Origin of the sequence: Streptomyces sp. NPDC052299 (genome assembly GCF_040679335.1) — a bacterium.
Classification (GTDB): Bacteria; Actinomycetota; Actinomycetes; order Streptomycetales; family Streptomycetaceae; genus Streptomyces.
In genome coordinates this window covers 483,552-509,738 of record NZ_JBFAUP010000001.1, presented here as the reverse complement: position 1 = coordinate 509,738, position 26,187 = coordinate 483,552, and the positions used below count along the sequence as shown (strand labels likewise).

Annotated in this window: 20 protein-coding genes and 1 tRNA gene; 12 read left to right on the top strand and 9 right to left on the bottom strand. The window is 69.6% G+C overall.

The genetic code is table 11. The features are described from left to right. The first annotated feature begins 31 nt into the window (after window positions 1–31). Entirely contained in the window at window positions 32–235 is a 204-nt protein-coding gene (locus AB0L33_RS02350; protein ID WP_073864044.1) for a hypothetical protein, read from the top strand. Window positions 236–270: 35 nt separating this feature from the next. Here AB0L33_RS02350 and AB0L33_RS02345 read toward each other — a convergent pair whose 3' ends face one another. The 3 genes from AB0L33_RS02345 to nth all read right to left on the bottom strand — a co-directional run bounded on the left by AB0L33_RS02345 (window position 271) and on the right by nth (window position 3,279). Then, a complete protein-coding gene (locus tag AB0L33_RS02345; protein ID WP_365677209.1) occupies window positions 271–1,476 on the bottom strand; it encodes a MarP family serine protease in 1,206 nt (401 codons plus the stop codon). 88 nt (window positions 1,477–1,564) lie between these two features. Next, on the bottom strand, window positions 1,565–2,278 hold the full coding sequence (locus AB0L33_RS02340; protein WP_365677207.1) for a CoA pyrophosphatase: 714 nt from the start codon (window positions 2,276–2,278) through the stop codon (window positions 1,565–1,567). Between the two features lie 62 nt (window positions 2,279–2,340). Then, on the bottom strand, window positions 2,341–3,279 hold the full coding sequence (nth, locus tag AB0L33_RS02335; protein ID WP_365677382.1) for an endonuclease III: 939 nt from the start codon (window positions 3,277–3,279) through the stop codon (window positions 2,341–2,343). Between the two features lie 253 nt (window positions 3,280–3,532). On the opposite strand from nth, the gene AB0L33_RS02330 reads away from it, so the two are divergent. Next, a complete protein-coding gene (locus AB0L33_RS02330) occupies window positions 3,533–4,207 on the top strand; it encodes a Crp/Fnr family transcriptional regulator (protein WP_014046869.1) in 675 nt (224 codons plus the stop codon). Between the two features lie 50 nt (window positions 4,208–4,257). On the opposite strand, the gene AB0L33_RS02325 is transcribed toward AB0L33_RS02330, so the two are convergent. The 4 genes from AB0L33_RS02325 to AB0L33_RS02310 all read right to left on the bottom strand — a co-directional run bounded on the left by AB0L33_RS02325 (window position 4,258) and on the right by AB0L33_RS02310 (window position 6,766). Then, window positions 4,258–5,088 (bottom strand): MBL fold metallo-hydrolase, encoded by an 831-nt coding sequence (locus tag AB0L33_RS02325; RefSeq protein ID WP_365677206.1) that lies wholly within the window; start codon window positions 5,086–5,088, stop codon window positions 4,258–4,260. Continuing rightward, entirely contained in the window at window positions 5,085–6,014 is a 930-nt protein-coding gene (locus AB0L33_RS02320) for an NUDIX hydrolase (RefSeq protein WP_365677205.1), read from the bottom strand. Before AB0L33_RS02320 ends, AB0L33_RS02325 begins: the two co-directional genes overlap by 4 nt. Before the next feature lie 123 nt (window positions 6,015–6,137). Beyond that, the gene (locus AB0L33_RS02315) at window positions 6,138–6,608 is read right to left on the bottom strand and encodes a RidA family protein (protein ID WP_365677204.1); all 471 of its coding nucleotides are present in this window, start codon (window positions 6,606–6,608) and stop codon (window positions 6,138–6,140) included. After that, a complete protein-coding gene (locus tag AB0L33_RS02310; RefSeq protein ID WP_003991873.1) occupies window positions 6,608–6,766 on the bottom strand; it encodes a DUF4177 domain-containing protein in 159 nt (52 codons plus the stop codon). The genes AB0L33_RS02315 and AB0L33_RS02310 overlap by 1 nt, the downstream gene beginning before the upstream one ends. Before the next feature lie 82 nt (window positions 6,767–6,848). Between AB0L33_RS02310 and AB0L33_RS02305 the strand changes: the two genes are divergently transcribed. Together AB0L33_RS02305 and AB0L33_RS02300 are read left to right on the top strand one after the other, a co-directional pair. Beyond that, window positions 6,849–7,838, top strand: coding sequence for an ArsA-related P-loop ATPase (locus AB0L33_RS02305; RefSeq protein WP_365677203.1), 990 nt, complete (start codon window positions 6,849–6,851; stop codon window positions 7,836–7,838). Then, a complete protein-coding gene (locus AB0L33_RS02300) occupies window positions 7,835–9,160 on the top strand; it encodes an ArsA family ATPase (protein WP_365677202.1) in 1,326 nt (441 codons plus the stop codon). The genes AB0L33_RS02305 and AB0L33_RS02300 overlap by 4 nt, the downstream gene beginning before the upstream one ends. Window positions 9,161–9,204: 44 nt before the next feature. On the opposite strand, the gene AB0L33_RS02295 is transcribed toward AB0L33_RS02300, so the two are convergent. Beyond that, window positions 9,205–9,558: a WhiB family transcriptional regulator gene (locus AB0L33_RS02295; protein ID WP_365677201.1), complete on the bottom strand. Its 354-nt coding sequence runs from the start codon at window positions 9,556–9,558 to the stop codon at window positions 9,205–9,207. 519 nt (window positions 9,559–10,077) lie between these two features. Here AB0L33_RS02295 and AB0L33_RS02290 point away from each other — a divergent pair. Then, complete coding sequence (locus AB0L33_RS02290; protein ID WP_365677200.1) at window positions 10,078–12,321, top strand: transglycosylase domain-containing protein; 2,244 nt, start codon at window positions 10,078–10,080, stop codon at window positions 12,319–12,321. An 86-nt stretch (window positions 12,322–12,407) separates the two neighbouring features. Here the strand turns inward: AB0L33_RS02290 and AB0L33_RS02285 are convergent, their stop codons facing one another. After that, entirely contained in the window at window positions 12,408–12,872 is a 465-nt protein-coding gene (locus AB0L33_RS02285) for a GatB/YqeY domain-containing protein (RefSeq protein ID WP_365677199.1), read from the bottom strand. Between the two features lie 79 nt (window positions 12,873–12,951). On the opposite strand from AB0L33_RS02285, the gene AB0L33_RS02280 reads away from it, so the two are divergent. From AB0L33_RS02280 to AB0L33_RS02250, 7 genes are all read left to right on the top strand, one after another. Continuing rightward, window positions 12,952–13,893 (top strand): metallophosphoesterase, encoded by a 942-nt coding sequence (locus AB0L33_RS02280; RefSeq protein ID WP_365677198.1) that lies wholly within the window; start codon window positions 12,952–12,954, stop codon window positions 13,891–13,893. Between the two features lie 95 nt (window positions 13,894–13,988). Further along, a tRNA-Pro gene (locus AB0L33_RS02275) sits at window positions 13,989–14,062 on the top strand. Window positions 14,063–14,383: 321 nt separating this feature from the next. Then, window positions 14,384–16,981, top strand: a complete 2,598-nt coding sequence (locus tag AB0L33_RS02270; RefSeq protein ID WP_365677197.1) for a DUF262 domain-containing protein — start codon at window positions 14,384–14,386, stop codon at window positions 16,979–16,981. A 582-nt stretch (window positions 16,982–17,563) separates the two neighbouring features. Next, on the top strand, window positions 17,564–19,192 hold the full coding sequence (locus tag AB0L33_RS02265; protein ID WP_365677196.1) for a TIGR02677 family protein: 1,629 nt from the start codon (window positions 17,564–17,566) through the stop codon (window positions 19,190–19,192). Further along, window positions 19,189–20,514 (top strand): TIGR02678 family protein, encoded by a 1,326-nt coding sequence (locus AB0L33_RS02260; RefSeq protein WP_365677195.1) that lies wholly within the window; start codon window positions 19,189–19,191, stop codon window positions 20,512–20,514. The genes AB0L33_RS02265 and AB0L33_RS02260 overlap by 4 nt, the downstream gene beginning before the upstream one ends. Further along, window positions 20,511–24,767: a TIGR02680 family protein gene (locus tag AB0L33_RS02255; protein ID WP_365677194.1), complete on the top strand. Its 4,257-nt coding sequence runs from the start codon at window positions 20,511–20,513 to the stop codon at window positions 24,765–24,767. The genes AB0L33_RS02260 and AB0L33_RS02255 overlap by 4 nt, the downstream gene beginning before the upstream one ends. After that, window positions 24,764–26,044: a TIGR02679 family protein gene (locus AB0L33_RS02250; RefSeq protein ID WP_365677193.1), complete on the top strand. Its 1,281-nt coding sequence runs from the start codon at window positions 24,764–24,766 to the stop codon at window positions 26,042–26,044. Before AB0L33_RS02255 ends, AB0L33_RS02250 begins: the two co-directional genes overlap by 4 nt. Window positions 26,045–26,187: the final 143 nt, after the last annotated feature.

Below are 26,187 nucleotides of genomic sequence, written 5' to 3'. Positions count from 1 at the left end.
CGGACCATGAGGCACGGGCAGACGTCCGGGTATGGGCTGGACGCACGACTTCGGTGACGCAGCACGCAACCGTCGCTCGACCGCCACGGCGGACCCGGGCATTCACGAGGGGGACGGCCTTCAGGGCCGGGTGCACGCTTTGCACGTCATGCATGATCCTCGGCTCGGCATCTCACGCATCCTGCGCCGCAGGGCCCGCTGGGTCTCGGCACGGCTGCGCCATCCCCGTAACTGACGCACCGACGGTCCCGCAGGGGCCTCCCGGAGCCTTCAGAGCGCGCATCCCTGACTGTCGACCTGCTGGTTGGCGGCACGGCCCCGCGTGATGTCGTCGCGGATCTCGTCCGCCGTCAGCGCGTAGCCCGTGTCCGGGTCGTCGAGCGACTTCGCGAACACGACTCCGTACACCTTGCCTTCGGGGGTCAGCAGCGGGCCGCCGGAATTGCCCTGGCGGACCGTGGTGTAGAGCGAGTACACATCGCGGCGGACCGTGCCCCGGTGGTAGATGTCGGGGCCGTTGGCGTCGATGCGGGCCCTGACGCGCGCGGAGCGTACGTCGTACGCCCCGTTCTCCGGGAAGCCGGCGACGATGGCGCTGTCACCCGTCTCCGCGTCGCTGTCGGGGCCGGTGAACCGCAGGGGTTTCACGTCGAGATCCGGGACGTCGAGGACGGCGATGTCACGCTGCCAGTCGTAGAGGACGACCTTCGCGTCGTACAGGCGGCCCTGGCCGCCGATCTGGACGGTCGGTTCGTCGACGCCGCCGACCACGTGCGCGTTGGTCATCACCCGGCGCTCGGAGAACACGAACCCGGTGCCTTCGAGGACCTTGCCGCAGCTCGGGGCCGTACCCACGACCTTCACGATGGACTGCTTGGCGCGCGCGGCGACGGGGCTGCCGACCAGCGCCGGGTCGGGGGCCCTGACCTCGGTGATGGGTTCGTTGGCGAACGGGCTGAAGACCTGCGGGAAGCCGTTCTGTGCGAGGACCGAGGAGAAGTCCGTGAACCAGGTGGACGCCTGGGGCGGCATCACCCGGGAGACGCCCAGCAGGACCGAGGAGCTGCGGACCTCCTTGCCCAGCGTCGGCAGCGAGGTGCCCGCCAGGGCTGAGCCGATCAGCCAGGCGACGAGCAGCATCGCCACCACGTTGACCAGGGCGCCGCCGGTCGCGTCCAGGGCGCGCGCCGGAGACCACGTGATGTGGCGGCGGAGCTTGTTTCCCAGATGAGTGGTGAAGGCCTGGCCGATCGACGCGCACACGATCACGATGACGACCGCGACGACGGCCGCGGTGGAGGACACCTCCGAACCGTCCGTCATCTGGTCCCACAGGACCGGCAGGAGGTAAACGGCGACGAGACCGCCGCCCAGGAACCCGATCACCGACAGAATGCCGACGACGAACCCCTGGCGGTAGCCGATGACCGCGAACCACACGGCTCCGGCCAGCAGCAGGATGTCCAGCACGTTCACCGTCTATAGCCTCGCAGATTCGTCACCGGGCCCGTACGTCTCCGTGGTCCGGGCGGTCCCGGATCGGCGGAGCACGGAAGTCAGCCTGTCATGCGTGCCAGTCGAGCGGCACCTGCCTGGCTCTGTCCCACGGGCGCTCCCAGCCCGCGAAGTGCAGAATCCGGTCGATCACGCCCGCCGTGAACCCCCAGACGAGTGCGGATTCGACCAGAAATGCCGGGCCCCGGTGACCGCTGGGGTGGACCGCCGTCGCCCGGTTGGCCGGGTCCGTGAGATCCGCCACGGGGACCGTGAACACCCGCGCCGTCTCGCCCGGGTCGACCACACCGACCGGGCTGGGCGTCCGCCACCAGCCGAGGACCGGCGTCACCACGAAGCTGCTCACGGGGATGTAGAGACGGGGCAGCACACCGAAGACCTGCACCCCCCGCGGATCGAGCCCGGTCTCCTCCTCGGCCTCGCGCAGAGCGGCCCTGAGCGGTCCGGTCGTCGCCTGGTCGCCGTCCTCCGGGTCGAGCGAGCCGCCGGGGAACGACGGCTGGCCCGGATGGGAGCGCAGGCTTCCGGCGCGCTCCATCAGAAGCAGCTCGGGGCCGCGCGCACCCTCGCCGAAGAGGACGAGCACGGCCGACTGGCGCCCCGCCCCGTTCTCCGGCGGCAGGAAGCGACTGAGCTGCTGCGGCCGCACCGTGCGCGCGGCTCGGGCGACGGGATCGAGCCACTCGGGCAGCCCCTCCTCCGAAACCATGACCGCGGGGCCGTCCGCCCCGCCGCGCTCCGTGCCGGTCTCATGTGTCTTCATAGGCACCCCTCCGTCTCACAACGCCCGTCGTCCCGCGATTCGTTCCGCAGCGGCGGTACGCGTCAGTCGGCGCCCAGGGGAGGTGCCGGGCTTCCCGGATAGTCCGGCGGCGGGTTCAGCCGCTGGCCCGGCCGGCCGCCCATCTCGTACTTCAGGAGCTTGCGGGCCTTCTCCGGGTCCGTCTCGCCCTCACCGTACGAAGGGCACAGCGGGGCGATCGGGCAGGCACCGCAGGCGGGCTTACGGGCGTGGCAGACGCGGCGGCCGTGAAAAATGACGCGGTGCGAGAGCATGGTCCACTCGCTCTTGGGGAAGATCGCCGCGACCTCGGCCTCGACCTTCTCCGGGTCCTCCTGCTCGGTCCACTTCCACCGCCGGACCAATCGCCCGAAATGGGTGTCTACGGTAATTCCCGGCACTCCGAAGGCGTTGCCCAGTACGACGTTGGCCGTCTTGCGCCCGACTCCGGGCAGCTTGACGAGATCCGCGAGCCTTCCCGGCACCTCACCGCCGAAGTCGTCGCGGAGCGCGGCGGACAGACCGAGGAGCGACTTCGCCTTGGCCCGGAAGAAGCCGGTGGGCCGGATGAGCTCTTCCAGCTCCTCCGGAGCGGCGGCGGCCATGTCCTCGGGGGTGGGGTAGGCGGCGAAGAGGGCGGGCGTGGTCTGGTTGACCCTCAGGTCGGTGGTCTGGGCGGAGAGCACCGTGGCGACGAGCAGTTCGAACGGGTTCCGGAAGTCCAGCTCCGGGTGGGCGTACGGGTAGACGTCGGCGAGCTCGCGGTTGATCCGGCGGGCGCGGCGGACCATGGCCAGATGCGATTCCGGCCGCCCAGGCTTCTTCTTCGGGGCGGCGGCTCCGGACGCCCCGGCCTCAGCAGGCTTCGCCCGCCTGGCCGAGCCGGGGCCGGTGGTTCCGCCGGACCGGCCCTTCGCCGCTCCGGAGCCGCTTTCGGCCGATTTCTTCAGGTTTTTCCCCTTGCCAGCACCCTGTTCGCCCACAGCGGAATCACGGCCCTTCGACACCCCATCAGCCCCCTTGGCCTGCGCTCTCACCGGCGATACGGACACCCGGCCAGCCTAGAGCCCGGCACTGACATCCGCCCCGGTCACGGGTGATCCGCCCCCAATCGGCCCCCTGCCGTCCCCCTCGGCACGCACGTGCGTCAAACTGGTTTGTGATTGATCGCACTGTTTTACCGTCCGGCATGATGGGGACCACGGTTCCCTGGACAGGCCGACAAGGAGAGAACTCGTGGACGACGTTCTGCGGCGCGCCCCGCTTTTCGCGGCGCTCGATGACGAGCAGGCCGCGGAGCTCCGCGCCTCGATGAGTGAGGTGACCCTCGCGCGCGGTGACGCGCTGTTCCACGAGGGTGACCCGGGCGACCGCCTCTACGTGGTCACCGAGGGCAAGGTGAAGCTCCACCGCACCTCCCCCGACGGTCGCGAGAACATGCTGGCGGTCCTCGGCCCCGGCGAGCTGATCGGTGAGCTCTCGCTCTTCGACCCGGGCCCGCGTACCGCCACCGCCACCGCACTGACCGAGGTCAAGCTCCTCGGCCTCGGCCACGGCGACCTCCAGCCCTGGCTGAACGCCCGCCCCGAGGTGGCCACTGCCCTCCTGCGTGCCGTCGCCCGACGCCTGCGCAAGACCAACGACCAGATGTCCGACCTGGTCTTCTCCGATGTGCCCGGCCGCGTCGCCCGCGCGCTCCTGGACCTGTCGCGCCGCTTCGGCGTCCAGTCCGAGGAAGGCATCCACGTGGTGCACGACCTGACGCAGGAGGAACTGGCCCAGCTGGTCGGCGCCTCCCGCGAGACGGTCAACAAGGCCCTCGCCGACTTCGCTGGCCGAGGCTGGCTGCGTCTTGAGGCCCGCGCGGTGATCCTTCTGGACGTGGAGCGGCTGGCCAAGCGGTCGCGCTGACCCGTTGGCCTGTGGGGCCCCGCCGGCATCGGCGGGGCCCCACACGCATGTCAGATCAGCCCATGCTCGGTCAGGTAGTCCAGCTGCGCCCGCACCGACAGCTCCGCGGCCGGCCACAGCGAACGGTCCACGTCCGCGTAGACATGGGCCACCACCTCGGACGAGGTCCGATAGCCCGCTTCCACCGCGGTCTCCACCTGGGCCAGCCGGTGTGCGCGATGGGCGAGATAGAACTCGACCGCCCCCTGCGCGTCGTCCAGCACGGGTCCGTGGCCGGGCAGCACCGTGTGGACCCCGTCGTCCACCGTCAGCGAGCGCAGCCGCCGCAGCGAGTCGAGGTAGTCCCCGAGCCGCCCGTCCGGGTGCGCCACCAGCGTCGTCCCGCGTCCGAGAATCGTGTCCCCGGTCAGCACCGCCTGATCGGCCGGCAGATGGAACGACAGCGAGTCCGCCGTGTGGCCCGGCGTCGGCACCACGTACATCTCCAGGCCGCCGATCGTGATCACGTCGCCCGTGCCCAGGCCCTCGTCGCCGAGCCGCAGCTCCGGGTCGAGCGCGCGCACCTTGGTTCGGGTCAGCTCCGCGAACCGCGCCGCGCCCTCCGCGTGGTCGGGGTGGCCATGGGTGAGGAGGGTCAGCGCGATCCGGCGGCCCGCCCGCTCCGCGGTGTCGATGACGGCCCGCAGATGGGCGTCGTCCAGCGGCCCCGGATCGATGACCACCGCCAGGTCCGAGTCGGGCTCGGCGACGATCCACGTATTGGTCCCGTCCAGCGTCATCGGCGAAGGATTGGGCGCCAGGACGTTGACCGCACGGGCCGTGGCCGGGCCGGACAGCACACTGCCGCGCGGCTGTCCGGGCAGCGCCGCCGCGTCACTCATTCCGCACCACCTTTCGCGCCGCCCTCTTCCTCTCCGCCGTGCGTTTCGTTAGGACCGGCCGTGGAGACGTGCTTGGTGAATTCCTCGTGCCCCGGCCAGCTCAGCACCAGCTCGTCACCGTCCAGACGCGCCTGCGCGAGCACGGGGGTGAGGTCCTGGTCCGACGCGGCCTCCAGCGCCTGCCCCGCGGTGGCGTACGGCCGCAGGGTCCGCAGCGTCGCCACGGTCGGCGGCATCATCAGCAGCTCGCCCCGGTCGTATCCGTCGGCCGCGTCCCCCGGGGTGATCCACACCGTGCGGTCGGCCTCCGTCGAAGCGTTCCGGGTGCGCTGGCCCGCGGGGAGCGCGGCAACGAAGAACCACGTGTCGTAGCGGCGCGGCTCGAACTCCGGCGTGATCCAGCGCGCCCACGCGCCGAGCAGGTCCGAGCGCAGCACCAGCCCGCGCCGCTCCAGGAATTCCGCGAAGGACAGCTCCCGCGCGACCAGCGCCGCGCGATCGGCCTCCCAGTCCTCGCCGGTGGTGTCGGTGACCACGGTCTCCGGCGTCGGACCGGCCAGCAGGACCCCGGCCTCCTCGTACGTCTCGCGGACCGCCGCGCAGACGATCGCCTGCGCCTCGGTTGGCGAGCCGACGCCCAGCCGGTGCGCCCAGGTCTCCAGCGTGGGCCCGGCCCAGCGGACGAGCCGGTCGTCGTCGCGCGGATCGACGCCGCCCCCCGGATAGGCGTACGCCCCTCCGGCGAAGGCCATCGAGGTGCGCCGGCGCAGCATGTGGACGGCGGGTGCGCCCCCCAAGCCGGTGGTGTCGTCCCGGAGCAGCATCACGGTGGCAGCCCGCCGGGGCTCGGCGGCCGTCAGCTCGCCTGCGGCGAGGGCCCTGATCCGGCCGGGCCATTCCGGGGGGTACCACTGACCATTGGACATGGCCGGAGGCTATCCGGAACCGCGTCGATGTTCGAGGGGCACCCGTATCCGTACATGGCGCGTACACACAAGATCCCGCCCGGCCCTCACGGCCGGACGGGATCAGGGGCGGCGACGTACGGATCAGGCTTCGGTCAGCTCGACCTGGATCTCGACCTCGACCGGCGCGTCCAACGGCAGCACGGCGACGCCCACGGCGCTGCGGGCGTGCACACCCTTGTCCCCGAGGACCTCGCCCAGCAGCTCGCTCGCACCGTTGATCACACCGGGCTGGCCGGTGAAGTCGGTGGCCGAGGCGACGAAGCCGACGACCTTCACGACCCGTGCGATCCGGTCCAGGTCGCCCGCGACCGACTTCACCGCGGCAAGGGCGTTCAGCGCGCAGGTCTTCGCGAGCTCCTTGGCCTCGTCGGGCGTGACCTCGGCGCCGACCTTGCCGGTCACGGCCAGCTTGCCGTCGACCATGGGCAGCTGGCCGGACGTGTACACGTACACCCCGGACTGCACGGCCGGCTGGTACGAGGCCAGCGGAGGTACGACGGCCGGCAGCGGCAGTCCGAGCTCGGCGAGCTTCGCCTCGACGGTGCCCGCCACTACTGCTTCTCCCGCTTCAGGTAGGCCACGAGCTGCTCGGGGTTGTTCGGGCCGGGAACGACCTGGACCAGCTCCCAGCCGTCCTCGCCCCAGGTGTCCAGAATCTGCTTGGTCGCGTGCACGAGAAGGGGCACGGTCGCGTATTCCCACTTGGTCATGGCCCGACTGTAATGCCTGCACAATCCGGGGCACGCGCAGCCTCGTGCGTAGCCTGCGGCGCGACTGGTTAGGCTCGAATACGTGAGCAGGTTCCAGGTCGTCAGCGGCAAGGGCGGTACCGGTAAGACCACGGTCGCCGCCGCCCTCGCGCTCGCCCTCGCGGCCGAGGGCAGGCGCACCCTCCTCGTGGAGGTCGAGGGCAGACAGGGCATCGCCCAGCTCTTCGAGGCGGACTCCCTCCCCTACGAGGAGCGCAGGATCGCCGTCGCCCCGGGCGGCGGCGAGGTCTACGCGCTCGCGATCGACGCGGAGCTGGCGCTCCTCGACTACCTCCAGATGTTCTACAAGCTCGGCAGCGCGGGCCGGGCGCTCAAGAAGCTCGGCGCGATCGACTTCGCCACCACCATCGCGCCCGGCGTGCGGGACGTCCTGCTGACGGGCAAGGCGTGCGAGGCGGTCCGCCGCAAGGACCGGCAGAACCGGTTCGTCTACGACTACGTGATCATGGACGCCCCGCCGACCGGCCGCATCACCCGCTTCCTCAACGTCAACGACGAGGTGGCCGGGCTCGCCCGGATCGGCCCGATACACAATCAGGCGCAGGCCGTGATGCGGGTGCTGAAGTCCCCGGAGACCGCGGTGCACCTGGTGACGCTGCTGGAGGAGATGCCGGTCCAGGAGACCGCGGACGGCATCGCGGAGCTGCGCGCCGCCGAACTGCCGGTGGGCCGGGTCATCGTGAACATGGTGCGCCCGCAGCTCCTGGACGGGGACGCACTGCGCGCCACGGCGGGCGGGCGGCGCAAGGAGATCGCCAAGACGTTGACGCGGGCGGGCGTGACCGGCGCGGCGGGGCTCGTACGCCCCCTGATCGAGCAGGCCGCCGAGCACACCCAGCGGGTCGCGCTGGAGCGTGAGCAGCGCAGCGTTCTGGCCGGGCTCGGTCTGCCGGGGTACGAGCTGCCGCTGATCGGCGAGGGAGTGGACCGGGCCGGGCTCGACCACCTGGCGGCGGCGCTCCGCGAACAGGGTGCGGGCCAGGCGGGGGCCGGACGAGGGGCGGGTTCATGACAGCGCGCACGAAGGCGGGGAGCGGCGCCGACATCGACGCGGCGGCTCCCGTGCCGGCACTGGACACCGACGCCCTGATCGATGATCCGGGCATCCGGATCATCGTCTGCTGCGGTTCCGGCGGCGTCGGCAAGACGACCACCGCGGCGGCGCTCGGGGTGCGGGCGGCGGAGCGCGGCCGCAAGGTCGTCGTCCTCACCATCGACCCGGCCCGCAGGCTCGCCCAGTCCATGGGCATCGACTCGCTGGACAACGTGCCGCGCCGCGTGAAGGGCATCGAGGGCTCCGGCGAGCTGCACGCCATGATGCTCGACATGAAGCGGACGTTCGACGAGATCGTCGAGGCGCACGCGGACGGCGAGCGGGCCCGCGCGATCCTGGAGAACCCCTTCTACCAGTCCCTGTCGGCCGGCTTCGCGGGCACGCAGGAGTACATGGCGATGGAGAAGCTGGGGCAGCTCCGGGCGCGGGACGAGTGGGACCTGATCGTCGTGGACACGCCGCCCTCGCGGTCCGCGCTGGACTTCCTGGACGCCCCGAAGCGGTTGGGGTCGTTCCTGGACGGGAAGTTCATCAAGCTGCTGATGGCGCCCGCGAAGATGGGCGGCCGCGCGGGGATGAAGTTCCTCAACGTGGGCATGTCGATGATGACCGGGACGCTGGGCAAGCTGCTGGGCGGTCAGTTCCTGCGTGACGTACAGACGTTCGTCGCCGCGATGGACACCATGTTCGGCGGCTTCCGTACCAGGGCGGATGCCACGTACAAACTCCTCCAGGCGCCCGGTACGGCGTTTCTCGTCGTCGCGACTCCGGAGCGGGACGCCCTGCGCGAAGCGGCGTATTTCGTGGAGCGCCTGGCCGCGGAGGACATGCCGCTCGCGGGGCTGGTGCTCAACCGGGTCCATGGCAGTGACGCCGCGCGGCTCTCCGCCGAGCGGGCGCTCGACGGCGCGGAGAGACTTGACGCAGAAAATCTTGAAACCGACGGCATTGTGGATCAGGCGGCCGGGAAGGCTGGACTTCGTGAGCCCGCCGACTCCCCCGCGGCCGGGCGTGCACCCGCCACGGACTCCGAACCCCGCCCCGTCAGCGCGGCGGCCGTCACAACCGAAGAACTGACCGCGGGCCTGCTCCGTCTGCATGCCGAAAGGATGCAAGTGGTCGCGCGCGAACAGGACACACGCGACCGCTTCACCGCGCTGCACCCGGAGGTGGCCGTGACCACCGTGGCCGCACTGCCCGGAGACGTCCATGACCTCTCCGGCCTGCGCGCCATCGGGGAGCGCCTCGCGACCGGCTCCACACCGGCCGGAGCTGTCTAGCCCCTCGTTCCACGTAAGCCGTACAACGTACGGACCGCCGGGGACTAACCGACGGCGGCGAACGTCTCGTGCAGTTCCTCGCTGCCCTCCAGCCCGATCGCCACGGGCAGGATGCCCGAGGAGCGCTCGTACTCGCTGCGGGCGGTCTCCAGCAGCCGGCGCCAGGACGTCACCGTCGGCCGTCTGCGCAGCAGCGCGCGGCGCTCCCGCTCGGTCATCCCGCCCCACACGCCGAATTCGACGCGGTTGTCCAGCGCGTCGGCCAGGCACTCCGTCCGCACCGGGCATCCGGTGCACACCGCCTTGGCCCTGTTCTGCGCTGCCCCTTGTACGAACAGTTCATCCGGATCAGTAGTGCGGCAGGCTGCCTGCGCACTCCAGTCGGTTACCCAGCCCATCCCGGCGCCGTCCTCTCCCGAATCGAGGCTCCCCCACGGCGGCAGCGGCATATTCACCGCTGCCAGTTGAGGACGTTACGGAAGGTGGCGACAGCACAACACCCCCTTCGGGCCCAATCTTGAATGGCCCGAACGGACTATGCGTATACGGCAGATCACCCAGGGGAGTGAGGTGAGGACATGCGGGACCATCCCGTCGGAATCGGGACAGTCTGCCAGAACCACATCGGACATTCCGTGACACGCTGGGCGAATTCGGGAGCGCCGAGCGTGTGGCCGGATCGCGCATGGGGGTTGATATGGAACCGGACTGCTGTGACAGTTGAGAGCAGCTTAGGCCAAGGCATATCCGTGTGTCCGGCGAATGGAAACGTAGCCGCCTCGCGTCGCCATGCCACCAGGTCCAGCAGCCGCAGCGCGGCACCCACGCCGGAGCCGAATGTCACGGTCCGGTACGCGAACGCTCCGAGAGACCCCCGGTCCTACGGAACGCTCATATCTACGGATTAGGCTGCCCCCATGCCAAAGAAGCGCTCGGGCGGGGGTCTCACCACGACCCAGCAGGCCGCCAAGTTCCTCGGTGTCGCCGCACTCTCCGGAGTCGTCCTGGCGGGCATCGCGCTGCCGGCGGCCGGAGCACTGGGCCTCGCGGCCAAGGGGACGGTCGACGGGTTCGACGAGATCCCGGCCAACCTGAAGACCCCGCCACTGAGCCAGCGCACCAAGATCCTCGACAGCAAGGGCGGCCTGATCGCCACGGTCTACTCGCGCGACCGCACGGTGGTGCCGCTCACGAGCATCTCCCCTTACATGCAGAACGCGATCATCGCGATCGAGGACGCCCGGTTCTACGAGCACGGCGCGGTCGACCTCAAGGGCATCCTGCGCGCGCTGAACCGCAACGTTCAGGCGGGCGGTACGGCGGAGGGCGCGTCGACCCTCACCCAGCAGTACGTGAAGAACGTCTTCGTGGAGGAGGCCGGCGACGACCCGGCCAAGGTCGCCGAGGCCACCCAGCAGACACTGGGCCGCAAGGTCCAGGAACTGAAGTACGCGATCCAGGTCGAGGAAGAGCTCGGCAAGCGGAAGATCCTGGAGAACTACCTCAACATCACCTTCTTCGGGCAGCAGGCCTACGGCGTCGAGGCGGCTTCCCAGCGCTACTTCTCCAAGTCGGCGAAGGACCTGAAGCTGGAGGAGGCGGCGCTGCTGGCCGGGATCGTGCAGTCGCCCAGCCGCTACGACCCCATCAACGACACGGAGGAAGCGACCAAGCGCCGCAACACCGTGCTCCAGCGGATGGCGGACATCGGCAAGGTCTCGCAGGAGCAGGCGGACAAGGCCAAGAACACCCCGATCAAGCTGAAGGTCAAGCGACCGCAGAACGGCTGCATCACCGCCGTGAGCGGCGCCGGGTTCTTCTGCGACTACGTCTCGAAGATCGTCAAGAGCGACCCGGCCTTCGGCAAGACCGAGAAGGACCGAGCGAAGCTCTGGGCGACCGGCGGTCTGACCATCAAGACGACCCTGGACCCGAGGTCCCAGGCCGCGTCCAACGAGGCCGCCGTCTCCCGGGTCAACAAGGACGACAAGGTCGCCGACGCGGTCGTCCAGGTCCAGCCCGGCACCGGGCGCATCCTGGCGATGGCCCAGTCCCGGCCGTACGGCCTCGACCCCTCCAAGCACCAGACCATGCTGAACCTCTCCGTCGACCACGCGATGGGCGGCAGCTACGCCGGCTTCCAGGTCGGGTCGACGTTCAAGCCGATCACCGCGGCGGCGGCACTGGAGAAGGGCATCAGCCCGGCGCAGAGCTTCGACACCCCGCGCAAGATCAGCCTGCCGGCCGACGCGTTCCGCACCTGCGCGGGCGCGCCCACGGACGACAAGCCGTGGGAGGTGCAGAACGAAACGGAGACGGAGAAGGGCATGTTCGACATGACCAGCGCGCTGGGCAAGTCGATCAACACCTACTTCGCGAAACTGGAAGAGAAGACCGGCCTCTGCGAGACGCTCGCGATGGCGAAGAAGGTCGGCTACGAACGCGGCGACAACAAGCCGCTGCTGGAGGTCGCCAACACCACGCTGGGCGGGCAGGAGTCGACCCCGCTGGCGATGGCGTCCGTGTACGCGACCTTCGCCAACCGCGGCACGTACTGCACGCCGGTCGCGATCCTCTCGGTCACCAAGCCGGACGGCAAGGCGATCGACGTGCCGAAGTCGCAGTGCAACCGCGCGATGAGCGAGCACACGGCCGACACCATAAACCAGATGCTCAAGGGCGTCGTCGAGGACGGCACCGGCACGCAGGCCGGCCTCAGCGACCGGGACAACGCGGGCAAGACCGGTACGACCGACGAACGCAAGAACGCCTGGTTCGTCGGCTACACGCCGAACCTGTCCACGGCGGTGTGGGTCGGCAGCGACGGCGCCCACCAGAACAAGATGATCGACATCGTCATCGGCGGCCAGTACTACGACAAGGTCTGCGGTGGCTGTCTGCCCGGCCCGATCTGGAGGACGGCGATGACCGGCGCCCTCAGCTCGTCCGAGACCCCTTCCTTCAACCCGGTCGACGTACCGCGGGCGAAGGAGAAGGAGGACAAGGACAGGGACAAGGGCGGGGACAAGAAGAAGCCGGGCGACAACAAGCCCGGCGACGACAACAACCCGTTCCCCGGCATCAGCATCCCGCCGGACATTCTCGGCGGGAACAACGGTCACGGCCGCGGTCAGAACGGCGGCGGTACGAACGGCCCCTGACCGGCCGTTACGCGCACGAGGGCGGGGCGTCCCGGATGATCCGGGGCGCCCCGCCCTCGTATGTACGCGGCCTGCTCCGCTTTCGCTCAGCCGGCGAGGAGCCTCTTCACCGTGGCGGCCACCCGGCCGCCTTCGGCGCGACCCGCGACCTTCGGGTTGACGATCTTCATGACGGCGCCCATCGCGCGCGGCCCCTCGGCTCCGGCGGCCTTCGCCTCGTCGACGGCGGAGGCCACGATCGCGGACAGCTCCTCGTCGCTCAGCTGCTGCGGAAGGTACGCCTCAAGGATCGCGCCCTCCTGCTTCTCCCGCTCGGCCTGCTCGGCCCGGCCGCCCTTGGCGAAGGCGTCGGCGGCCTCACGGCGCTTCTTGGCCTCCTTGGCGATCACCTTCTGCACCTCGTCGTCGGAGAGTTCGCGGGCGGTCTTGCCGCCGACCTCTTCCTTCGTGATCGCGGTGAGGGTCAGCCGGAGCGTGGACGAGGTCAGCTCGTCACGCGCCTTCATGGCCGTGGTGAGGTCTTCCTTGAGCTTGGACTTGAGCGTGGTCATGAGGTGATTGTGGCAGGTGCGGGGTGCCCGGCGCCCGCCTGTTTTCCTGCGGACGCCGGGCGTCTGCGACGATGGGCGCATGCGCGCACGCTACGGAGTACCCCTGAAAATCACGGCGGTCACCGCCGCGGCCGGCGCCGCCGGCCTCGCCTACGCGGCAGGATTCGAGGTCCGCTCGTTCCGCCTGCGCAGGGTCACCGTCCCGGTGCTTCCGCGAAGGGCACGCCCGCTGCGCGTCCTCCAGGTCTCCGACGTGCACATGGTCAGCGGACAGCGCAAGAAGCGCGCCTGGTTGCAGTCCCTGGCCGGTTTGCGCCCGGACTTCGTGGTGAACACCGGCGACAACCTCTCCGACCCCGAGGCCGTGCCGGAGCTGCTGGACGCGCTCGGTCCGCTGATGGAGCTCCCGGGCGTGTACGTGTTCGGCTCCAACGACTACTACGGTCCCAAGCTGCGCAACCCGGTCCGCTACCTCCTCGAGAAGGCGTCGGGCAAGCACGGCCTCAACGGGAACGCCCCGGCGACCGGCGTCGTCCACAACCCGTGGGAGCCGATGCGCGACGCCTTCGACGAGGCCGGCTGGCTGAACCTGTCCAACACTCGCGGCCGGCTGAAGCTGGACGGCCTGGAGCTCGCCTTCACCGGCCTGGACGACCCGCACATCAAGCGCGACCGCTACGCCGAGGTGGCCGGCGGGCCCGAGACGGGCGCCGACCTCTCGATCGGCGTGGTCCACGCCCCGTACCTGCGCTCCCTGGACGCGTTCACGACGGACGGTTACCCCCTGATTCTCGCCGGTCACACCCATGGCGGCCAGGTCTGCATCCCCTTCTACGGCGCCCTGGTCACCAACTGCGACCTGGACACGGACCGCGTGAAGGGCCTCTCCACCCACTACTCGGGCGGCAACCGCGCCTACCTCCACGTCTCGGCGGGCTGCGGTACGAGCCGCTACGCCCCGGTCCGCGTGGCCTGCCCCCCGGAGGCGACCCTGCTCACCCTGACACCCCGGGACGCCTGACCGGCCCGCCGCCGCCGATCACGACAAAAACCGGATTTCGTCTCCGGGCGCCGGTGGGCTAGAGTTGTCGATGTCGCCGGGAGACCGGCGGCGATCGGGGTGTAGCGCAGCTTGGCAGCGCGCTTCGTTCGGGACGAAGAGGTCGTGGGTTCAAATCCCGCCACCCCGACAGCTGAAACACCAGGTCAGGGGCCTGATCCGCATCGCGGGTCAGGCCCCTGACTCGTTTCTGGAGATCGTTTGGGAGAAATCTGGGAGAAGATCTTGGTCGGGGTCTCCCAGCACGTACCCACCAGGCGGGATCATCCGTCTCTGCGACACCTGACTCGCACCTGCGCAGTCGCGAACTTGGGTCACCAACTCCGCTGCGCCTCGACGATGGCGACACCGCCCCACGATGGGGTGGGCTCGGTGAAGTCGACGTGCCTGTCAGCGCTGAGCCATATCGTCGATTCCCAGGATCCGAACGCGCCGAGACAGACCACCGAGGATGGACACCGCCATGCGGGCTGAGGAAACACACTTCGCCGACCTGGTGCAGGGGCGAGCCCAGCAGTTTCAGGTTCCGCTCTACCAGCGGACGTATTCCTGGACCGAGAAGCAGCTGGCGAAGCTGTGGATCGACATCCTGGAACAGGCCGAGCTGGTGGGCACCGACTCGACGGTGAGCACGCATTTCCTCGGCTCTGTCGTGCTGGCCCCTTCTCCGCTGAACGAGGCCACGTTCCCCCGCTGGCTCGTCGTCGACGGCCAGCAGCGGCTGACCACGCTCTCCCTCGCCCTGGCCGCTATCCGTGACCACATCTCCGAGACGCAGCCGGACGAGGCGGAGCGCATCGATGAGGAGTACCTCATCAACAAGCGCAAGAAAGGCGGGGATCATCTCCGTCTCCTGCCGACTCAGGCAGACCGGCCGCAGTACGCCGCGCATGTTCACGGTGTGCAGTCCGAGCAGGTGTCAGGGGACCGGGTCGCCGCGGCCTACCGCTTCTTCCGTCGCAAGCTCGTGGAGTTCGTAGAGGCAGACGACGCCACAGCCCCGCAGGATGTACTGCGGGTCGAGCAGGCGATCACCTCCAGGCTCACGCTGGTCTCCGTGACCGCAGAGCGCGGCGACAACGTGCACCGCATCTTCGAGTCCCTCAACAACACCGGACTGAAGCTCAGCCAGGCGGACCTGCTGCGCAACTATCTGTTCATGCGCCTGCCGACCTGCGGCGAGAAGGTCTACGAGACCCACTGGTTGCCGCTGCAGAACAGCCTGAGCAACGACGAGCTCGAGCAACTGATGTGGCTGCAGCTCGTCCTCGACGGCGACGACCGGGTCCGCCGCCAGGACCTGTACACCGCACAGCAGCACCGCTTTGAGAGCCAGGCGGCCAGCGGAGCACAGGCTGAGGCGGAAATCGAGGCATACATCAAGGAGTTGCACCGCCGCAGCGCCCACTTCCGGAAGGTGATCCGTCCGGACGAGGAGACGGATCCGCACGTCCGCGGCTGCCTGAAGCGGCTGCAGGACTGGCAGGCCGTGGTGACCTACCCTGCGCTGATGCTTGTGCTCGACCGGCGGGAGCACGGTGAGGCCGACGCCGCAGAGACGGCCCGTGCCCTGTCGTACGTCGAGAGTTACCTGGTGCGGCGGACGATCTGCCGCATCCCAACGAACAACCTCAACCGGATCTTCCAGGCCGTGCCCGCGCAGCTTCCGCAGGGGGTCGGCGTGGCCGCGGGGCTTCACCAACTCCTCTCCGCTGAGAACCGCTCCTGGCCGGACGACGGCGAGCTGCGCGAGAAGATCCGTACCGCGCCGTTCTACCAGTACGGACGACCGAACCAACGCAGGTTGGTGCTCCAGCGGTTGGAGGAGAGCTACGACCATCCCGAACCGGTCGACTTCGCATCGGCGCAGCTGACCATCGAGCACGTGATGCCCCAGTCGCCCGGCGACGAATGGATGCGCATGCTGGACGACGACACCACGCAGGGCGAAACGGCGGAGGACCTGCATTCCCGGATGCAGCACACGCTCGGCAACCTGACGCTGACCGGGGTGAATTCGGAACTGTCGAACCATCCCTTCCAGCGCAAGCAAGGACTTCTCGAAGGCAGCCATCTGGAGATGAACCGCCGCATCGCCGCCACCGAACGATGGGGTGCCAAGGAGATTCTCGCGCGAGCTGACGACCTCGCCGACCGGGCCATCCGCATGTGGCCAGCTCCTCTGAGCGGTGTCGGGCGCGCCGAACGGAGCCGGGACTGGCGCCTCGCCCACCAGGTGCTCGCCGCGCTTCCGCACGGCACCTGGACGTCGTACGGAGATCTCGCCGCGTTCATCGGATCCGGGGCGCAGGCGGTGGGCGTCCATCTCGCCAACAGCGAGGGCGTGGTCAACGCCTACCGGGTTCTGAACGCCGACGGCAAGATCGCAGAGGGTTTCCGTTGGGCCGGGGCAGACGGCGGTGACGTGCGTGTCCGGCTGAGCGCCGACGGCATCCACTTCACGGCCACCGGCGCAGCGGATCCGGCCCAGCGCCTCACTGTGGACGACCTCGGCCTGCTCCTCGACAGCGCCGACGGCCAGGCAGCGGAGTCGGACTCGCCGACCGGTCCGGAGCGACAGGGTGAAGAAACCCGCGCCGCGCGCTTCCTCCACCAACTCGCAGCCGACGAAGCCCCCGAGACCGTCACCGCCGTCCGCGAGCTCCTCGCTCACTGGGAGAAGCTCGGGGGATGGATCGGATACGGCGCCGGCGAGGTCACGACCAGCGCGTTCCTCATGCTGGGCAAGGCAGGAGCGCCGGGTCAGGGCATCTGGCCGCTGACGCTCTACCCGGGAAGCGGGCGCGGCGGCACGGCAGAGGTCGTGTTCGCCCACATGGCGAACCGTGAACCGTTCACGGATCGCGCTCTCCGCGCCGACCTGCTGGGCCGACTGAACGAGATGGACGACGTCTCGATCCCCGAAGGCAAGCTGGAACTGCGGCCCAGCTTCCGCCTTTCCGTGCTCGACGACGAGGAAAGCAGGGAGTGCCTGCACGCGACGCTCGTCTGGTTCCGGGACTGCTGGGAGAAGAGGGACCTGACCTGACGTTCCCGCTTGTTCCGGTGAGTCGTCTGGGCCTGCTCGAAACGGACTCGTACCAGTGCTTCCTCGACCGGGTCCTTGCGCATACGAACGACCACAGTGACTCGACGATCGCCCATGCGCCGAGCGGTGACGGCCCCGGATGACCGAACAAGGAGCGAATCCGGCCCCGTGCCACCCGTATCGGCGGACACCAAGTCGTCCACTCCCTGTGGGTGTGAAAGCCGGGGCCCGACAATCCTGTTCAATAAGCTCACTACGGTCCTCCGCTGCAACCTGACGGGCGTGGAAAGCTTGTCCAGCCGTGGATGTCGCATGCATCGCGTGGAACGGGTTCGCCTAGCCCCTTTTTGAGCTGCTGGTTCGCGTCCGCCGACCGATCAGATGTGCGAGCGACGCGAGGACGTCCATCACCCGAGGCTTGAGCCGCTCGTCAGTAGCCCCGGTAGACGCTCCTGGGGTGGAGGGCCCCACTCCGCTCACACGCTTGAAGTCGAAGGTCCCGTTCAGGGGGCCTGGCACACGTCCGTGGCATTTTCAGCCACCCACCGGCGGCGCCCGGCTGCTCCGCGTAATCTCACGGCCATGGGGGCATCAACATCCGGTGCAGGCCAGAACGCCGACGAGGAGGCACGGCGGCGGCTGAACGCGTACACGTACCTCAGCGCGCCCGAGCGGCTGGAGCACGTCTCGATCATGCGGGTCTTCTGCGGAACGCTGCTGGCGGATCTAGCCGTTCCGGACATCATGGCGAAACTTCACCAGGCCGGCGCTTCTGCCGCATCGCTCGATGCCGACGCTCTCACGGTCCGCCTGGAACAGCTGGTCCAGTGGGGCAACCTGCTCCGCAGCAGCCACACGGTGAACGCGTCCAGCATCAGCGAGTACCAGCGATCCCGCTCGCGCTACCAGCTGTCGAAACTGGGCGAACGCATCCAGCGGGACGCCGACGGAGTCTTGGCCGAAGCTGACGCCGCCCGCGAGGTGAGCAACGAACTGCTGGCACTGGTCGAGCGCGGGCTACGGGAGCTGGCCGGCCTCGTGACCGCGCCGGGCGGCATCGAGCCGCAGGACGGGCTGGAGCGGATCAGCACGCTGTTCGTGCAGTTCGCCGAGTTCGCGGACTCCATACGCGACTTCTACGCCTACCTCGGCCAGGTGCTGTCCCGATACGACCTGGACAGCGCCGAGTACCAGGGCTTCAAGGAACTGCTCCTGGACTACGTCGAGGCGATCACGGAGGACGTGGCGTTCCGAGCGCCCCGGATCTCGGCGGCGTTGGACACCCTGTGGCCGCACATCCCGGCTCTGCTGGACCGGCTGGACTCCCACGCCCGGGGACTCAACGGGATCTCGACGCAGGCTCAGAGCGAAAGCCGCCCGGACGTCCGGATCCAGCGCAGCCGCGGCCGCGAATTCGCGGACTGGGAGGGCCTGCGCGGCTGGTTCTGCAACACCGACGGCCAGGGCAGCCAGGTCGACCAGCTACGCGACGCCACCCTGCGCGCGTTGCAGTCGCTGCTCGCCAACGCCAAGCGAATGCTGCGGTCAGCCACCGGGGAGATGTCCCGGCGCAAGGATCTGCTGCGGCTGGCCCGCTGGTTCGACGAAGCGGCTCCGCAGGACGCACACGACATCGCCGTCGCCGCATTCGGGCTGTACGGCGCCCGCCATCTGGGCATACCTCCGGCCACCGACGAGGTGGTGCCCGCCTACACGAGCTGGTGGACCGGGCCGGTGGTCGAGGTACCGGTGGCCCTGCGCGAGCGAGGCAGCCGGGCCCAGCGGGGCCGGGCCTCAGCGGTGGAGGACCACTCCGCGCAGAAGCGGCTGCTGAGGGAGGCAGCCCGTCAGCGGGCAGCGGCCAGAGCAGCGGCAGCCGACGAACTGCGCAGTGCGTCCGGCCGGTTCGCCGACGTACGACTCACCTCGGCGGCGCTCGGGCTGCTCCTGGAGCTGCTGGCCACAGCGCTCGGAAACGCACAGCTGAGCAGGTCCGTCAGCACGGGCGGGGAGAGGACGGCGGGGTTCGACCTCGACTCGGCCAGCAGTGAAGACGCCGAACTGCGTATCCGCCTCACCGTGCGCCGGACGGCAGGCACGCGAACGATGCTGTACTCGGCCGACGGCGACCTGCTGCTCGACGACCTGGAGCTGGACATCGACCGCACCTCCGCCGCGGTCGACGGCGAAGCGGAGGCGAGCGTGTCATGACCCTCCCCTCGACTCACGACGTAGCCCTGGCAGCCGAGCGCCGCACCGCCGCCCGCTTGCTGCTCGCTCACCCGCTGGTCGCGTCGGACGGCCCCCACGCCGACCTCTTCCCGCTGATCCGCCGGCACGCCGACTGGCTGGGCAAACGGTTCCAGCAGGTGCTTGGCTACCGCCTGCTGGTCGACAGCTCCTACGCCCGGCTGTTCAAGGCGGGGCTGGGGGCGGGTTCGGGTCATCGGCTGGAGCGCTCCACCGGCACCCCGTTCACCCCACACACGTACGCCTGCCTCGCGCTGGCCCTGTCCGTGCTGGTGACCGCGCCCGAGCAGATGCTGCTGTCCCACTTGGTCGCCGACATCAGGGCCGCCTCGGCCGACGCCGGGATCGAGCTGGAGGGAACGGGCCGGGCGGCTGGGAAACGGACCCTGGTCGCGGCACTGCGCCAGCTCGTCGACTGGGGCGTGCTCATCGAGACCGAGGGCCAGGTGGCCGCACTCGCGCAGGAGACGAGCGGAGAAGCCCTGATCACGATAGACCGGGAGCTGGCGCGCGTGGTCGTCGCCGGCCCGCTCTCCCAGGCACGGGACGGCGCCGACCTGGTCCGGCGGGCAGCGGACCCGGGCTTCGGCGGACCACGCACCTACGTGCGCCGGATGCTCGTCGAGACGCCTGTCGTTCACCTCGACGAGCTGACCGACTCCGAGCGTGACTGGCTGCGCACCCGGCAGCGCCGAGAAGCCCAGGCTTTCTCCGAACTCCTGGGCCTGGAGATGGAGATCCGTGCGGAGGGCGTGGCGCTGGTAGACCCCGAGGAAGAGCTCACTGATCTGCACCTGCCGGGCACCGGGACCATCGCACAGGCCGCGCTGCTGCTGGCGGAACGGCTCGTGGAGCGGCTTCGGCCGCAGGAACCGGGGCATCCGGCTACCGGCGGGACGCTCGTCATCGGAGTGGCTGCCCCGGACGGCTTGGTGGACGAGGTGCTCGCCGGGCTGGTCGCCGAGTACGGGCAGCGCAGCAACTGGCAGCGCGGCTACCTGGAGGACCTCCCCTCCTTGCGAGAGGCCGTACTGGACCTGTTGGTCCGCATGCGGCTGATGGCCCGCGCGGGCCGGCTGCGCGCCGAGGGCGAAGGGCTGCCGGAGGGATACGTCGACGAGGCTCTCGAAGGACGCACGGTGACCGATGTCCATGGCACGCGGCCCAGCGGCGAAGGCTGGGTGCTGCTGGCAGCGGCAGCCCGCTACGCCACCCAAATCACCGTGCGCCCGGCCACCTCAGTCGGCAAGGACACAGACGTTCAGGAGGAGTTGCCGCTATGACCACCGACGCGCCCGGCCTCGTTCCGCTGCCGCGTTCCGGAGCTGCGACAACCGTCGGCCCCACAAGAGACGGCGGCACCCGCTTCCGGCTGCACCGGGCGGGCATCCAGAACGTCTGGCAGTACGACGAGCAGGAGTTCTCCTTCGGCGACGGACGGCTGCTGCTGCGTGGCAAGAACGGTGCGGGCAAGTCCAAGGCCCTGGAGATGCTGCTTCCGTACCTTCTGGACGGCGACTCCCGGGCACTGGACGCGACAGGCACCGGTCGCACCACGCTCGCGTGGCTGATGCTGGACGGGTTCGAGCAGACCAACCGTCTCGGGTATCTGTGGGTGGAGTTCCGGGGCACAGCCGAGGACGGCGGTCACCACCACCTGACGCTCGGCGCCGCCATCCGCGCCTCGAAGTCGACGCAGAAGGCGCTGCCGACATTCTTCGTCACCCCGCTGCGGATCGGTGAGGACCTGCATCTGGTCGAGGCGGGCAAACCGCTACCGGTCGACAGGCTCAAGGAGATCGTCGGCTCCGACAACGCGACCGACCGTGCGGTCCAGCACCGCTCACGAGTGGCCCGGGAACTGTTCGGCATCACCGACGCGACGCGCTACCGCAACCTCACACAGCTCCTCCATCGGCTGCGGCGCCCGACGGTCGGCGACCGGATCGAACACGGGGGCCTGGTCTCCCTGCTGAGCGAGACCCTGCCAGGGCTCGACGAGGACGTGGTCGAGAAGGTAGCGCGCAACCTCCACGACCTCGACGCCGTACGGGACGAACTCGGCCGCCTGGAACGCACCGACGCGGCCTTGCGCACATTTCTCACCAGTTACCGTGGCTACCTGGCCGGGGTCCTGCGCACTTCCGCCCAGAGCGTGAGCCACGAGCTGGGCGTCCTCGCACAGCGGCGCCGGGCGGCCGGAGACGCCGCTCAGCGGACGAGCGACCTGAGGATGCAGGAGGAGGAGTCGGAGGGCCGACTGGAGACCCTGCGCGACGAAGAGCAGAACGCCCGGACCGACCTGGCCGCCCTGCACGCCAGTCACGCCTACCGCAGCCTGCGCGAACTATCGGAGCGCCGCAGCACGGTGGAGGCGCTGCACACCGCCGCCGCGGCTGCGTTCACGACCTTGAGCAACGCGCACGATACGGAGGAGGGCTCGGCCGAGCGACTGGCCGAAGGCGTCGAACACCTCGGAAGCCGGCTGGCCGAGCTGGGAAGCGAACATCGGGAGCTGCTGGCGCAGGCGGAAAAAGCCGGGCTTCCCACCGGCCATCTCGGCGAGGCGGTGGCCCTGCCGCGAACGGTTCTCGCCCAGGCCACCGAAACCGCGTTGACGACTCCGGACGGGGAGACGCGCGCCGTGCGGCACCGGTCGGCGGCGCGCGTGGACACGGTCACGGCTCAGGAAGGGCTGCGGTCCTGGCAGAACCAGTTGCAGGCCGCCGAGACGGTCGCGAGAAATCGGGCCCGGATGGTTCAGGAGGTGACCCGCCTCATCGCACGGGCGGACGAGGCCCGGGGCGCGGCAGCTCAGGCCGATGCCGAGCGGGAACGGCTGGAGGACGAGGCGGAAGAGGCCGCCGGCCACCTCGACGGCAGCCGTCAGAAGGTCGCCGAGGAGAGCGGGGCCTACTCCCGTCAAGTCGCCGAGTGGGCGGTGCGCACTCGGACTGCACTGGGTCCCGACCTGCCGTCGCTGGACGCCGTCCACGGCACTGTCGGCCACGAGACCTCTACTGGCGCGCCGTTCGTAGACCGCACACTGCCGCCCGACATCGACAGCCAGGCGTGGCGGACCGCTCAGGCCGCGTTGGAGCCGTACGGCGAGGAACTCACCGGACGCCGGGACACATTGGCGCTCGACGTCGGCCGACTCGGCGAGGAACTCGACCGTCTGGCGGAGCAGAAGCGGGACTGGGAGCGACGTACCGACCCCGAGCCGCCGGCCCCACACCATCGTGCCGCCGCGAGGAAGCCGGGCAGTGGAGCCCCTTTCTACCGGCTCGTGGACTTCGTGGACGAGCTGGCGCCTGCCGACCGAGCTGGTCTGGAAGGGGCGCTGGAGGCGAGTGGCATCCTGGACGCGTGGGTGAGTGCGGACGGCGTCCTGCTCGATTCACGCATCCGGGACACCCTTCTCCAGCAGGGTCCCGTGCTGTCCGACGGACCGACTCTCGCCTCGGCCTTGCGCCCAGCCCCTGAACCGGGTTGCGGCATCACAACCGAGCAGGTTGAGGGTCTGCTGGCCAGCATTGCACTCGCATCGACACAAGAGACTTCCGCACACAATGCGGTTTTTTTCGACGGCAGTTGGCGTCTGGGCGTACTCAACGGTCGCTACGACAAGGGCGACACCGAGTACGTGGGGGCCGCCGTACGGGCCGAGACTCGGCGTCGCATCCTCGCCGAGTTGGAGGAGCGAACCACGCAGACGGAACAGCGGCTGGCCGACGTTCGCGGAGCGCTCGCCGTAGCCGATGCCACGCGTCGGGCTCTCACGCTCGCAGAACGGGATTTCCCCAGGGCACGGAACCTCGCGGACGCATGGAGCAGAACCGAGTCAGCAGAACGGACCCTGCGCGGCCTGACCGCCAAGGCGACCCGCGCGGCGCGGCTGGCCGAGGAGACACGCGCTCTCGCGGTATCGGCGCGGACCGAGGCGGATTCCACTGCGACCGCCCACGACCTGCCCCGCGACCCGGCCGCCCTAGACAGTGTGCGCACCGCACTCACCGGCCTGCTCGGCGGTATCGGGCATCTGCGCAGGGCCGTCAGCGGCACTGGTGGGCGGCTCGGTACCAACCAGGCCGATGCCGACCGGTACGGACGAGCCCAAGGGGATCGCCTGGCCGCGGACGAGAGCTACCGGCTCCACCTCGCCGGACTGCGCACCGCTGAGCAGGACCTGCGTACCCGCGAAGAGGCCATCGGATCGTCCGAGGAAGAGATCCTCACCCGCGAGCAGGAGGCCAAACAGCGCATCGCGAACGCCGACCGCGCCCTGCCCGGGGCGCAGAAAGCCCGTGACGACCTCCACGACCAGCGCGTGCGCGCGGAAGAGGACGAGAAGCGCCTGCGCGGAACCCTGGCGGACCAGGAAACGACGGTCATCGACACCGGCAGCGCTCTTCGCACTGCTCTCGGCCGACCGGAGGTGGTGCTCGGCGCCGGCCTCGACCGGTCCTCGCTGCCCGAGTACGTGTCGGACGATCCCGGCGCGGACGTGCGCAGCCGTCTGCGAGCGCTGCGGGCCCTCGCCGACGCCGTGGAGCAAGCCCTCGGCCGCCCGAAGGGCGAGGTGTCGGACAGCACCCTGCTCAACCGTCACACCGATCTTCGCGATCAACTGGCCGGTGGGTTCGACGCGCAGCTGGAGGAGCGCGACGGGATCAAAGTGTGCCGGCTGGTCGACGACCACGGGTCTCATGACGTCGCGGCTGTGGGCGAGCGGATCGCGGTTCAGGCCACGGAGGCCCGAGGGCGGCTCACCGAGCGCGAACGTGAGGTCTTCCAGCGGTTCCTGACCGGCGAGCTAGGCGACCACCTCTCGGCGCAGGTCATCACCGCTGCGAACCTGGTCGCGGCTCTCAACGACACCTTGCGGACCGTGCGCACCTCCCACGGCCTCGGCGTCGAGCTGCTGTGGAAGCTGGACGAGGATGTGGACGCGGATGTACGCGCGGCCGTCGAGCTGCTGCGCAGTCCGTCGAGCCTCAGGACACGCGAGCAGACCGAGCAGCTGCGCGAGGTGCTGCAACGCCGGATCGAGGACGCCCGCCGTGCCGACCCATCGGCCGGTTACGCCGCCCATCTGCGGACCGCGCTGGACTACCGCGACTGGTTCCGCTTCCACACTTTCGTGGTCGAGGACGCGGCCCCGGGCCGCCGTAGGAAACTGACCGGCCGGACGGGGCTCAGCCAGGGCGAACAACGCGTGCTTTCCTACCTCGTGCTCTTCGCCGCAGCAGCCGCCCACTTCAGCAGCCTCGCCGAATCGGCATCTCACGCACCACGCCTGATCCTCCTGGACGACGCCTTCGCCAAGGTCGATGAACCCACCCACGGCCGACTGGGCCGTATCCTCGTCGACCTCGATCTCGACTTCGTCCTCACCAGCGAGCGGCTCATGGGCAACTGGCCCGAGGTTCCGTCCCTGCACATCTACGAGTGCCTTCGTGATCCCCACGTACGCGGGGTGGCCACCCTGCACTACACCTGGAACGGTCGGCACCGGCGTCTGGTGTCCGTATGAGCGGGCTGCCCGCCGCAACGCGCGACTGGCTGAAGGGACCCGGACTCGCCCGGCTCTGGCAGGGGGCACGTAAACGCCTGGAGAGCAACGGCGTACAGGCCACGGGTTCGCTCCGGCTGACCGCGATGAACGCCCAGGAACGCAACGATCTGTCCCTCCTACTGGGCAAACCCCTCACAGGTGCCGCTGCGACCATACGGCTCGACGTGCTCGACGCACGGCTACGCGCTTCAGCCGCCGGACTCGGACTCAGACGGACTCTGGAAGAACTCGGACCGCCGCTCACCGACCGCCGTGCCGCCCGCGCGGACGTGGCGGCGCGGCGGGAGCGGGTGTGGTCGTCCCTTTCTTCGTCACTGGACGCCTCCCCGCTCGCTGACCAGGAATGGCCTCAGCAGTGGTACGACCTGCTGCGCCGTACCGGTGTTCCGAAAGGAGTGACACCTGAAGCGGCGATATGGACACTCCAGCAGGCGGTCCAAGTCCTCACCGCTCTCCTCGGCCCCGAAGGCACTGAACGCAACGGCACACGCGGCCGAGGAGAACTCGCAGCCATGACGACCGGCTCCGCCCACGGCCTTGACGACGGCACCTGGCTCGCACGCGTCGTCCAACGCGGCGTCGCCCTCGCCCATGGCACCGAGTTCCCCGACGACGCCGCCGGCCGACGCGCTCTGTGGCGGCTGGTGTCCGTCACGCCGGACGAGGTCTCCAGCACGGTCCTCACCTACGGGCTGCGCCCCGTCGGCGAGGGCTGGCGGGCGCGTGCTCTGCGGGAGCGTGCCGACCATCACTGCGAAGTTCATGTCACACCACGCGACCTCCGAGACTTCCGGCTGCAGCTCCCCGCCGCAACGCTCATCCACATCTGTGAGAATCCGCGTGTTGTGGAAGCCGCGGCGGACGCCGCCTGCGTCCGGCCCATCGTGTGCACCTCCGGCAGTGCCGCCACCGTGGTCTTCACGCTTCTCGACGCCCTCGCCGCCACGGGTTGCCGCTTCGCGTACCACGGCGACTTCGACTGGCCGGGGATCGCGCTGGCCAACCGGGTGATCCGCCGCTACGAAGCCCTGCCGTGGCGCATGGACACTGCGGACTACGAGCGCCTGGCCGCTCGCAGTCAATCCGAGGCCATCCCTCAACTGGCTCTCGACGGTGGGCCGGTCGACGCAGACTGGGACCCAGACCTCGCCCCCGCCATGACCGCCCTCGGCGTCGCACTCCACGAGGAGGCCACCCTCGATCTGTTGGTGGCAGACCTGTCATGCCAGGTGTAGAGCGACGTCAGCATCATGCCGAACTCAACTGGATTGTCAGTCCCTTTCGGCATCATTGACGCTCACACCTGATACGACACCGTGCCCGGGTGGCGCTGACCAGAGGATCACGTCGCGGGGCGGTGCCGACGATTGGAGTCCGA